Source organism: Methanobrevibacter sp. (assembly GCF_045644645.1).
Lineage (GTDB): Archaea > Methanobacteriota > Methanobacteria > Methanobacteriales > Methanobacteriaceae > Methanocatella.
Window position 1 is genome coordinate 1 of the sequence record NZ_JAZRHE010000074.1, and the last position, 10,743, is coordinate 10,743.

A 10,743-nucleotide genomic window follows, 5' to 3' on the forward strand; every position below is an offset into this window, starting at 1 on the left:
TTAGCTGTAAACGCATTTGCAGAAGCTTTAGAAATCGTACCAAAAACCTTAGCTGAAAATGCAGGTTTAGACAGCATCGACTCCTTAGTAGATTTAAGGGCAGCACAAGAAGACTCATTCTACATGGGATTGGATGTATTCTCTGGTGAAGTAGCAGACATGAAAGAAGCTGGTGTAATTGAACCTAAACGTGTCAAAAAACAAGCTATCCAATCTGCATCCGAAGCAGCTGAAATGATTTTAAGAATCGATGATGTAATTGCATCAACCAAAGGCCCTGAAGACATGGGTATGGATCCATCCATGGCTGGCGGAATGCCTCCAATGATGTAAGTATAAAGAAATTTTAATTAATTTCTTTTCTTTTTTTTATTTTTATGAATTCCAATAGACTAATTTTTAAAACTTCACTCAATGATGAAGTATATTATCTAAAAGACACTATTTTTGTTAAATTTAATGTTAAACGTAATGGAATTTCCACATCCAAACTGAATGGAGGATTTTCTTCAAGTTTTACAAGCGTTTTTAACCATCATTTATCACAGGAAAAAATTGATTATCTGGAAGACCATGATTTGCAAGATTATTTGATTCAGCATTGTGGTGCATTGAATGTTGATTCTAGTTATTCTACAGGTTTGACCACATTGGCCAAAATGGAAAATGTAAGCATTGTAACGAAATCCTATAAAAACTTGGAGGTCACGGCTATCACGACTGCAGGCGTCAGAACCAATGCAGTAAGGGCAGGCGACCCTGCATCATTTTATGAGGAAAATGGAAGATTCGGTACAATAAATACCATAATCTTAATCAATGCTAATTTAGGCTATGAAACATTGCTTGATGCATTTATGAGTGCAACAGAAGCCAAAACTGTTGCATTAAATGATTTAAAGATTCCATCACAGTATTCAAATGGCTATGCCACAGGAACTGGAACTGATGGATTGTGTGTCTTTTCTAGTTTAGAATCCGATAACTTATTAACCAATGCTGGAAAACACTCCAAATTAGGTGAATTAATTGGACAATCCGTGGCGGAATCAGTAAAAAAAGCAATTAAAAAACAAGTTTGGATTAGTCCAAAATCACAGTCAAATGCATTAGTCAGATTGAATCGTTATACTTTGGACATTAATGAGTTTTATGATTCTTTAGATTGTGATAAGGAAGAATTCATTAGGGTTTTACAAAAGGATATGAAAAAGCAGGATAATGTGGCTATTACAAGTTCCGTTTTAAATATTATGGATGAAGTCGAATGCGGGCTGGTTAAAAAAGAAGAGGCATTAGATTTAGCCGGTAAAATAATAGGAAATTGCAATAGTTCTCCAATAAAAAAATTATTGAAATATTGGGTTAACTATTTCGTTTGAAGCAATTTGACTTGTAAAAATCATATTTTTAATCAAATCTTCCAACTGTTGTGACGGGAAGTTCATTTGTAGTCGCGTATAATTGTTTTGTTTTCCCATGTTGTGAATTTATATCCGTTTTCAGTGAATTCGATATTTTCCACAGGCACCAAAGGAACTTTACCAAGACCTCCCGGTGAATTATATACATATGTTGGTTTGCACATGCCGCTTGTTCTTCCTTCTAAATGTTTCATGATTTCTAAACCTTTGGAAATGTCTACATAGAAGTGTTTAGTACTTTTAACATCTTTCGGGTGGAACAGGTAATATGGAATTACGCGATACTTATGTAATTCTTCATTGGTTTTTTGAACACAATACTTATTGTCATTGACATTATGCAATAGCACCATCTGATTTCTTACAAGTATTCCATGGTCGACCAATGTATCAATTGCCTTAACTGCCTCGGGGGTAATCTCACAAGCATGATTGAATTGTGTTGAGAGTTGCACTCTATATTTTCTAAGTAAAATCGCAAGTTCATCATCAATTCTGAATGGAAGTGTTGCCAAGGTTCTTGTACCTACCCTTATCACTTCAACATGCTCAATATTGGACAATCTATTAAATAGATTTTCCAATCTATTATTGGACAATAATAATGAGTCTCCTCCAGTAACTAATACTTCTCTGATTGTATTGTGGTCTTTTATAAAATCTATTGATTCATCAATATACTCTTTGGAAGTGTTTTTATCAAAGTTGCCTATTAATCTACGGCGTTGGCAGTGCCTACAATACATGGGACAAGCGTTAGTGACATTAATGATTAATTTATTTGGATATCTTCTAGTTATCTTTCCTGAAGGGTTAGAGTCTTTCTCATTCATTGGATCCAATAATCCGCCCTCATCCAATTCTTTAATGTCTGGAATGGATTGTAATTTTATTGGACATTTTGGATTGTTAAAATCAATTAATGAAAAATAATAAGGAGTTATTGCAAATCTATATTTATCGCTAACTTTTTTTATGGTTTCGATTTCCTCTTCTGGAAGATTGACATATTTCAAAATTTCTCCAACATCACTAATACGGTTTTTTAATTGCCATTTCGGATTGTTCCAGTCGTTTTCACTAGCATTTAATTCTTCTAAAATTTTACTTTTGTTGTCTGCATATAATTTTTTAGAAAAATCACTAAATCCAATTCTAATATTTGATTTGTTTTCCATGTCTTCAATGGCTATTCTATCAAGTTCATCTGACCGAATTAATGATTTTTTTCTATGGATGTCTATGCTATCTACCCCATTCCGAATAACTTTTATAATTATAAATTATAGTTTTGTTCATTAATCAATATATAATTTTTTGACTTTCAGGCCGTATTGTCAGCTAATGTTGATATTGGATTAGGTTTGATGAGTGCTGTTCCATAAAGTGTTTGCTCAGGAGAATTTCGTCCAAGCAATCATCTGCCGAAATGTAAATTCAGTGTCTATAGGAATCTTTTTCCCATAATGGATTAAATTATTCATTAAGATTGAAATTTTCTATTTCTCCATTATCCTGGACAATTTTTGCAATTGCTTCTTCAGCATTGTTTAATTTATTATTACATAATTTAACTAATTCCATCGCTTTTGTAAACTCGTCAATTGCATCATCCAGAGGCACGTCACCATTTTCCAATTTATTCACGATTTCTTCTAATTTCTCTAAACTTTCTTCAAAACTTAAATCCTGCATCATATCACCTTAGTATTAACAGTTCCATCATCAAATTCAATATCCAGCTCATCTCCAGTTTCAACATCTTTTGCACTTGAGATGACTTTATTATCAACTTTAGCTATTGAATAACCTCTTTTTAATGTTAAAAGGGGATCTAAAATTGTTAATTTATCAACATTTCTTAAGAATATTTCTCTTTTTGCTTTTGTCACCTCTTCGGGGTTTCTTAAAACAGGCCTGGCCTCAATTTTAATCAATTTGCTTCTATTTTCTGAAATAATATTTTTGGATGTAAAATTTAGTCTGCCTATTATATTATCCAAATGCATTTGTTTGATTTCGTAAATCGATTCGGGATTTCTAAAAATCTGTTTTTGGGAAATGTTTTCAATTTTCTGTTTATTCTGCATTAATTTGTCATTGATGCTTTTATTAATTCTTTGAGATAATTGATTAACTTTGTATTTAACTTCATTTATTTCAGGCACGGCAATCTCAGCGGCGGCTGTGGGAGTTGCTGCTCTTTTATCTGCAATGAAATCGGATATTGTCCAGTCGATTTCATGTCCGACTGCACTGATGACGGGTATTTTACAAGCATAGATTTCGCGTGCGACAATCTCTTCGTTAAAGGGCCATAGGTCTTCAATACTTCCCCCGCCTCTTCCAACGATTAATGTATCGATATTGTATTGTTGGGCATTTCTGATTTGGCGCACAATTTGGGGGGCAGCCGAATCGCCTTGAACGAGTGTTGAAAAAACAAGAACTTCACAATGGGGGTATCTTCTTTTGATTGTTGTGATGATATCTCTTATGGCTGCACCTGTTCGTGCCGTAACCACTCCAATCCTTTGAGGATATTTTGGAATTTCTTTTTTGTGTGCATCATCAAATAAGCCTTCATCATCAAGCTTTTTCTTTAATTGTTCAAAAGCTATGTGCAGTTCCCCAATTCCATCTTCAGTAATTGTTGTGGCATATAATTGATATTTGCCGTCTCTTTCATAAACTTCAATTTTACCTTTAACAATCACTTTCATACCATTTTCAGGTTGGAATTTGAGGCTATGTTTTCTTCCTTTAAACATTACCGCTGGAATTTGTGATTTTTCATCTTTTAGGGTAAAATAGCTATGTCCACTGGGATAAGTTTTATAGTTAGATATTTCACCGCGAATGTAGATATTTCGCAAATTTTCATCCAGTTTTAGCTTTCTTTTAATGTAGGCGTTTACTTGAGATACTGTTAAGTATTCATCATCCATATGTTCACCTTTAAAATAATGTTGTTATTATATTGTTTATATTTAATACAATTTTTCATTTTCGGCTAATTATTGTTGTCCATTTGCCATTCGGAAGTCATTTTGCCGACAAATTAAATAATATTCAATATTTTTATATACTAAATTGAATATACTTCAAAATAAGAATTTATTTTAGTAAATAAATGAACATTTATGGAGTTTTTATCATGGCTGCATTTGAAAGGATTAAGTCAGGTATTGATGAGTTGGATGAGACATTGGATAATATTCGTTTAGGCGATAATGTAGTGTGGCAAGTTTCAAATCTAAGAGAATTTTCTTATTTTGTAAATCCTTATGTAAAACAGGCATTGGAAGATAAAAGAAATTTGATTTACATTAATTTCGGACAACATGAACCGCTAATTGAAATGACTGATGAGGATTTTGAAAAATTGGAAGCTGAAAGAAACAATCCGGAAACAGAGTTTGCAATGATTGAAAAAAATGGGATTAAAATTTATAAAGTCGATCCAATGGAGCAATTTGAGTCATTTACTTTAGAGGTTCATAATATCATTACTAAAGAAGGCTTCGATGCTTTTTATGTATTTGATTGCCTTTCAGACTTGCAGGCCGCATGGGCAACAGATTTGATGATGGGCAATTTTTTCAGAGTTACATGTCCATATTTATTTATACTTGATACTGTTGCATTTTTCCCGGTTATTCGTGGAAAACATTCATTTGAGTCAATTGCAAAAATAAGGGAAACAACTCAGCTGTTTTTAGATGTATATTCTAATAAAAGCGATGTTTATGTTCATCCTCTCAAAGTATGGAATAGGTATTCTCAGACAATGTTTTTAGGTCATAAATATAATCCGGAAACAGGGGAGGTCACAACTTTAACTGATGGTGTGGAGGTTTCTAAATTTTACCAGGTAATCAACTCTGCATCAGCTTACAATAATGAGCAGAATACTGACAGTTGGGAGAGATTCTTTACGGCTACAGAATTGCTGCGCCAGAATGGCGTTGATGTTTCTGATAGGTGTGAGCTGATGTGCAGCATGATGATGGCGAAGGATGATAAGGTTGTTGAAAAAATTAAAGAATACTTTGATTATGGGGATTACATTAGCATTTACAATCGTTTGGTTGGAAGTGGAATGATTGGAGGGAAGGCATGCGGAATGCTTTTGGCTCGTAAAATCATAGAAAAGGAACGTCCGGATTTATACGTCGATTTCGAACCTGACGATTCATTTTACATAGGTTCCGATTTGTTTTATACATATATTGTTTTCAATGATTTGTGGAACATCCGTGTAAAGCAAAGAACTAAGGAAGGTTACTATGAAGCGGGTCGTGAGTTGGAAGAAGGACTTAAAAATGGAGTTTTCCCGGATGATATTAAAAATGAATTTAGAAGAGTCTTAGACTACTTTGGCCAAAGTCCGATTATCGTTCGTTCAAGTAGCCTTTTAGAAGATGGGTTCGGTAATGCATTTGCAGGCAAATATGAATCGGTATTCTGTGTCAACCAGGGGTCACTGGATGAGAGGCTAGAATCTTTTGAAGAAGCAGTTAAAACTGTTTATGCAAGTACCATGAATATTTCCGCTTTAGAATATAGGTCATTAAATGATTTGGATGACTGCGATGAGCAGATGGGGCTTTTAGTTCAAAGGGTTTCAGGATCATACTATGAAGATTATTTCTTCCCAACAATTGCAGGTGTTGGATTTTCATATTCTCCATATTCTCCGCAACCGGATATGGGGCATAATGGGGGAATGCTTAGGCTTGTAATGGGATTAGGTACAAAGGCGGTGGATAGAACTCAAAATGATTATCCAAGAATTATTAATCTGGACAGGCCTCATGCAATTGATCACCCTGATGTTGCCGAGCGCCATAAATACTCACAACATTCATTGGACGTTTTGGATCTAAAGGAAATTTCTCTACATGAAATCCCTGTTGATGAAGGTCTTGAAGTTCTTCCAAGATATGCGAAACGTCCGGTAATTGAGCATGATACGGAAGCTGAGAGGAGATTTAGGGAAAGGGGAAAAAGAAGAGAAATTGTATTTGTAAACTGTAATGGCATTGTCAACAATGACAAGTTTATCAACATGATGAAGGAGTTACTTAAAACTCTTGAAAAGGCTTATGATTATCCGGTTGATGTGGAATATACAGTAAATATCGGTCCGGATAATTCATTTGTGGTTAATCTTTTACAGTGCAGGCCTCTACAGATATCAACAACAAAAGACGTTATTGAAATTCCGAATGATGTCGGCGAGACTTATTTCCATATTAAGAATGCCTCTATGGGAAGGTCTAGGAAAGAAAACATTGACACTCTTGTTTATGTTGATTCCCATAAATATTATGAATATCCGTATGCTAAAAAGAGTTTAATTGCAAGGATAATCGGTGAAATAAATGCTTATTGCAAGCAAAATGACAAAACATCAATGCTTATTGTCCCTGGAAGAATTGGAACATCTTCGCCAGAATTGGGCATTCCTGTGGTGTTTGCAGAAATTAGTCAATTTAGAGCTATTCTGGAAGAGTCCTACAGTAAAGTGGGTTATGTGCCGGAATTATCCTTTGGAAGTCATATGTTCCAGGATTTAGTTGAAGCAGATATTTATTATGGCGCCATTTTTGAAAACGATAAAAGATTGGCATTTGATAAAGACCTAATCAAAGATTTCCCAAATAAATTGCATGAAATTAATTCTGAGCTGGACGATGATGTATATGATATGATTCATGTTGTTGAATTTGATGATGAGAAACTTGAATTTTACCATGACATGGTCGGCGATGAAAGTAAAGCTATTTTAAATTGAAGTAACTAATACTATATCAGGTGACAAAAATGAGAATTAAAGATGAATTATTTGGTAAAGAAGTTCTCGATGCTGATGTCCAAATCGTTGGAAAAGTTTATGATGTTGTTTTTGATAAGGTTACTTTTGAAATCACAGATCTTGTAATTAAAAAAACCGGATTTTCAGAACAAATCAAAGCTAGTGAAAATGTAATTCCAATGGAACTTGTAAAAGTGATTGGTGATAAGATACTGCTTAAAGGCGAAGACGATATATGATTGATTAATATGGTTTCTAAAGAATATTTAATTGATTTGCTAAAAGAAAATGAAGTGTTTCTTGAAGGGGACTTCACCTTATCCTCCGGAAAAAAGAGTAATTATTATATCAACATGAAGAAGGCCATTACTGAACCTGAGATTCTGTCTACAATTTCAAAGTTAATCACGGAAAAAATTAAAGATGATGAAATAGATAAAGTTGCAGGGCCTGCTTTAGGCGCAGTTCCAATAGCTACAGCCGTTTCTCTAGAATCAAAACTTCCATTATTGATGATTCGCAAAGAAAAGAAAGGTTATGGAACTTCCAAACTCATTGAAGGTGAGCTTTTGGAAGGTGATGATGTCATTGTTGTTGAGGATGTATCAACTACCGGAGGGTCACTTCTGAAAGCTATTAAAGCCATTCAGGATAATGGCGGTAATGTAAAAAGAGCAGTTGTTGTTGTGGATAGGCAAGAAGGCGCTATTGAAGAGTTTGAAAAAGAGGGCATTACTTTAGAACCTTTAATAAGTGTTGATGAATTTTTCAATTAAAAAAAGAAAATAATGATGAAAAATTAATTTCATCATTTAAATATTTATTTTTTCACATGATGGACGAAATGCGGTAGTTCATCGATAATAATACTTAATGCGGTTTTAACGGCATTAGGTGAGCCGGGCATAGAAAATATAACAGTTTTTTTATATATTCCTGCAGTGGCTCTGGATAATAATGCTGCAGAACCTATTTCTTCATAAGATACGGCTCTGAATATTTCGCCAAAACCATCTAATTTTTTTTCGAAAAGTTCTTCAACTGTTTCAACAGTGATGTCCCTAGTGTCTAAACCAGTTCCTCCTGTTGTCAAAATAACATCAACATTTTCAGATATCATTTCTTCAATTGCATTCAATAAATCATCTTTTTCGTCTGCTATTAATTTTCTTGATTTTAATGTATATCTTGCTTCAATTTCTTCAGCCATATATTGGCCGGATAGATCTGCTTTTTTTGATTTTCTACTGTCGCTAAGTGTAATTACTCCACAGGATATTTCTTTGGATGATTCATTTTGATGTTCTTTTGCAGTTTCACTTTTCATTGGTTATCACTTTTTATAGATTGTTTAAGTACTTTTTTATCTGTTCGTATTCATTTAAATTATTTATCAATTTTTTTGATGGAAAGTAAAGACTTCCATACTCTTCCACGTCCCCTTCAACAAGGTTTAATTTTAAAATTAGGTGCATATGGTACTTTATAGTTTTGTAATCTAATTTTAAAATTTTAGATAGTTGATTCATATTGTAGGGTCGGATTAGAAGTTGATCAATAATTCTTATTGTAGTTCTACCGCCTTTTCTTCCAAGTAACAATTTTGTCATTTCACTATTTTTGTAATTAGTTTCGATGTATTTGTTTCTCATCGACAATCTCCTTGTAATAGTTAAATATGCTATTGCCCCATTTTCGAGCATCATCTGACTTCCCGATTAAGATTTGGGAGTCATCGTAATGCCCATCTTTAAAAAATAGGGTCAATGACATAAAATCATGTGAGCATGTTAAAAACAGTTTCAAATTCTGTTTTATGCAATGAATTTTAACTTTTTTATTATTGAGCAATGATTTTTTAAAGGAATTATTTAATTTAATGGAATTTAATATTTCTTCGCTAACCATTAATTCCAAATATCTTAGTTTATTTTTATTTAAAAGTTCAGAAATATGTTTAAAATGGTTTTCGGAATATATCGGCATTATCATTTTCAGTTCCTGTGAATCTGATATTAGTTTAATGTATCTGTTGAATGCATTTGATAAATCACTTGTAGTTGATTTGATATATGTAACATCTTTTAGCAGATGCATATTTTTTAGGAATTCTTCCGGAATATCATCAAGGTTGTGATTATTCCAGAAGGTAGTATTGTTGTTTAAGGAAACCCAATTTTCAATTAGCTTTACCATATTTGTAGCCAATATAACGCCATTTGATGTTAGCTGATATTGTTTTTGAACTTTTTTTATTAGGTTTATTGATTCTAATTCTTTGAGTCCATGTAATATTGTTGCAGATGGTTTTTGCAGTTCGCTTCTTAGTTCCTCTAAGTTTTTAGGACTTTCATACATTGTTAATATTAATCTGGTTCGCATTGTTGATGTTAGGATATACTTTATGTTTTTGTATTCTTTGCTTAGTTCTTTTTTAGTCTGTACATTAGTCATTCAAATCACACCTTTTGTTTAATGCTTTCAAACAGATTTTCTGCCCAAAATTGTGATTCTTCACTTTCAGATATCAATAATCTGTTCTGGTCAAAGCTACCATCACTTTTAAATAATCCTAAACTCATTGTATAATCACATAAAGTTAGATATAACTTTAAATCATCCTTTGTTGTATAAACTTTCAATTTTCCATTTTTTGCAGCTTTTTTCCTTACTTTGCCATTGATTTTTAATATTAGTTCCTGAAACATATTCCTTGGGATAATCAATTCCACCTTTCCTTCATTTTTCAAAATATGCTCTATTAATTGAGGATATTCTGGATGGAGGTAGGGGAATATTGCTTTAACATTATTCGATTCCATCATATGTTCCCTATTGACATTGTGTGTTTTGTATATGTCAAGAGGAGTTGTTTTCACAAGTTTGGAGTCTTTTAAATCAATGATGTTTTGTACTGAATCAATGCTTAGCTGGTCAATGTTGTGGTTGTTCCAAAAATCGTTGTAGTCGTTAATTAAATCCACACTGATCTTAAAATCCATCAGGTTTTCGTAATAAATTTCACTTAATGGATTTAAATGATATTTGTTTTTCTTTTTTGTTATGTGGTTGTTTTCTTCAAGTTTGGTTAAGTTGCTTGAGATGGAACTGTAAGTGATTTTGGTAGCATTTACAAGTTCTTTCACTGATTTTGGTTTCTTTTGTAGTTCACTTAGGATTTTTAATCGAATTTCAGATTTTGCAAGGAATGTTATATCATTATTCATTGTATAATGACTTATCATCAATATTACCTCCGCTTTGTTTAATCCAAGATATTCTAAAATATTTTATGGATTCATTTACAATAGTTGATTTAAAAATTAAATATTATATACATTTTTCAAAATTCCATCCAATTTCTATCCAATTTCACTCCAATTTTAATTTTATTCTGATTAAATTCATCATATTTCTTAATTATTTTAGTATAATTCACTATTTTGCTCTTTGGACTTATTATACAATGTCCTCACAATTTTAAAGTATATTTTATCT

Annotated in this window: 12 protein-coding genes; 5 read left to right on the forward strand and 7 right to left on the reverse strand. The window is 32.7% G+C overall.

Going from position 1 to position 10,743, the window contains the following annotated elements:
- Together ACKI4K_RS04270 and ACKI4K_RS04275 are read left to right on the forward strand one after the other, a co-directional pair.
- The coding region (locus tag ACKI4K_RS04270; RefSeq protein WP_407422620.1) for a TCP-1/cpn60 chaperonin family protein at window positions 1-333 on the forward strand (333 nt) is incomplete at its 5' end.
- A 44-nt stretch (window positions 334-377) separates the two neighbouring features.
- Window positions 378-1,382 carry an adenosylcobinamide amidohydrolase gene (locus tag ACKI4K_RS04275; RefSeq protein WP_407422622.1) on the forward strand — a complete coding sequence of 335 codons (1,005 nt, stop codon included), beginning with the start codon at window positions 378-380 and terminating at the stop codon, window positions 1,380-1,382.
- Between the two features lie 62 nt (window positions 1,383-1,444).
- On the opposite strand, the gene ACKI4K_RS04280 is transcribed toward ACKI4K_RS04275, so the two are convergent.
- The 3 genes from ACKI4K_RS04280 to xseA all read right to left on the reverse strand — a co-directional run bounded on the left by ACKI4K_RS04280 (window position 1,445) and on the right by xseA (window position 4,372).
- The gene (locus ACKI4K_RS04280; protein WP_407422624.1) at window positions 1,445-2,602 is read right to left on the reverse strand and encodes a KamA family radical SAM protein; all 1,158 of its coding nucleotides are present in this window, start codon (window positions 2,600-2,602) and stop codon (window positions 1,445-1,447) included.
- A 298-nt stretch (window positions 2,603-2,900) separates the two neighbouring features.
- On the reverse strand, window positions 2,901-3,119 hold the full coding sequence (gene xseB / locus ACKI4K_RS04285; protein ID WP_407422626.1) for an exodeoxyribonuclease VII small subunit: 219 nt from the start codon (window positions 3,117-3,119) through the stop codon (window positions 2,901-2,903).
- A complete protein-coding gene (xseA, locus tag ACKI4K_RS04290; RefSeq protein WP_407422628.1) occupies window positions 3,119-4,372 on the reverse strand; it encodes an exodeoxyribonuclease VII large subunit in 1,254 nt (417 codons plus the stop codon). The genes xseB and xseA overlap by 1 nt, the downstream gene beginning before the upstream one ends.
- Window positions 4,373-4,581: 209 nt before the next feature.
- Here xseA and ACKI4K_RS04295 point away from each other — a divergent pair, with 209 nt between their 5' ends.
- Genes ACKI4K_RS04295 through pyrE form a run of 3 tightly spaced genes read left to right on the forward strand, consistent with a single transcriptional unit; the run spans window position 4,582 to window position 8,021 of the window.
- On the forward strand, window positions 4,582-7,224 hold the full coding sequence (locus ACKI4K_RS04295) for a PEP/pyruvate-binding domain-containing protein (protein WP_407422630.1): 2,643 nt from the start codon (window positions 4,582-4,584) through the stop codon (window positions 7,222-7,224).
- A 29-nt stretch (window positions 7,225-7,253) separates the two neighbouring features.
- Window positions 7,254-7,484, forward strand: coding sequence for a PRC-barrel domain-containing protein (locus ACKI4K_RS04300; protein WP_407422632.1), 231 nt, complete (start codon window positions 7,254-7,256; stop codon window positions 7,482-7,484).
- Between the two features lie 9 nt (window positions 7,485-7,493).
- On the forward strand, window positions 7,494-8,021 hold the full coding sequence (pyrE, locus tag ACKI4K_RS04305) for an orotate phosphoribosyltransferase (RefSeq protein WP_407422634.1): 528 nt from the start codon (window positions 7,494-7,496) through the stop codon (window positions 8,019-8,021).
- A gap of 44 nt (window positions 8,022-8,065) precedes the next feature.
- On the opposite strand, the gene ACKI4K_RS04310 is transcribed toward pyrE, so the two are convergent.
- Genes ACKI4K_RS04310 through ACKI4K_RS04325 form a run of 4 tightly spaced genes read right to left on the reverse strand, consistent with a single transcriptional unit; the run spans window position 8,066 to window position 10,490 of the window.
- The gene (locus ACKI4K_RS04310; protein WP_407422636.1) at window positions 8,066-8,572 is read right to left on the reverse strand and encodes a molybdenum cofactor biosynthesis protein B; all 507 of its coding nucleotides are present in this window, start codon (window positions 8,570-8,572) and stop codon (window positions 8,066-8,068) included.
- A gap of 13 nt (window positions 8,573-8,585) precedes the next feature.
- Entirely contained in the window at window positions 8,586-8,897 is a 312-nt protein-coding gene (locus tag ACKI4K_RS04315) for an ArsR family transcriptional regulator (RefSeq protein WP_407422638.1), read from the reverse strand.
- The gene (locus ACKI4K_RS04320; protein WP_407422640.1) at window positions 8,872-9,699 is read right to left on the reverse strand and encodes a helix-turn-helix transcriptional regulator; all 828 of its coding nucleotides are present in this window, start codon (window positions 9,697-9,699) and stop codon (window positions 8,872-8,874) included. Before ACKI4K_RS04320 ends, ACKI4K_RS04315 begins: the two co-directional genes overlap by 26 nt.
- Window positions 9,700-9,704: 5 nt before the next feature.
- Window positions 9,705-10,490 (reverse strand): helix-turn-helix transcriptional regulator, encoded by a 786-nt coding sequence (locus ACKI4K_RS04325; RefSeq protein ID WP_407422642.1) that lies wholly within the window; start codon window positions 10,488-10,490, stop codon window positions 9,705-9,707.
- Window positions 10,491-10,743: the final 253 nt, after the last annotated feature.

Coding starts and splice junctions, on each gene's coding strand:
- ACKI4K_RS04275 (WP_407422622.1), top strand. CDS start 378: ATGAATTCCAATAGACTAATTTTTAAAACTTCACTCAATGATGAAGTA.
- ACKI4K_RS04280 (WP_407422624.1), bottom strand. CDS start 2,602: ATGGAAAACAAATCAAATATTAGAATTGGATTTAGTGATTTTTCTAAA.
- xseB (WP_407422626.1), bottom strand. CDS start 3,119: ATGCAGGATTTAAGTTTTGAAGAAAGTTTAGAGAAATTAGAAGAAATC.
- xseA (WP_407422628.1), bottom strand. CDS start 4,372: ATGGATGATGAATACTTAACAGTATCTCAAGTAAACGCCTACATTAAA.
- ACKI4K_RS04295 (WP_407422630.1), top strand. CDS start 4,582: ATGGCTGCATTTGAAAGGATTAAGTCAGGTATTGATGAGTTGGATGAG.
- ACKI4K_RS04300 (WP_407422632.1), top strand. CDS start 7,254: ATGAGAATTAAAGATGAATTATTTGGTAAAGAAGTTCTCGATGCTGAT.
- pyrE (WP_407422634.1), top strand. CDS start 7,494: ATGGTTTCTAAAGAATATTTAATTGATTTGCTAAAAGAAAATGAAGTG.
- ACKI4K_RS04310 (WP_407422636.1), bottom strand. CDS start 8,572: ATGAAAAGTGAAACTGCAAAAGAACATCAAAATGAATCATCCAAAGAA.
- ACKI4K_RS04315 (WP_407422638.1), bottom strand. CDS start 8,897: ATGAGAAACAAATACATCGAAACTAATTACAAAAATAGTGAAATGACA.
- ACKI4K_RS04320 (WP_407422640.1), bottom strand. CDS start 9,699: ATGACTAATGTACAGACTAAAAAAGAACTAAGCAAAGAATACAAAAAC.
- ACKI4K_RS04325 (WP_407422642.1), bottom strand. CDS start 10,490: ATGATAAGTCATTATACAATGAATAATGATATAACATTCCTTGCAAAA.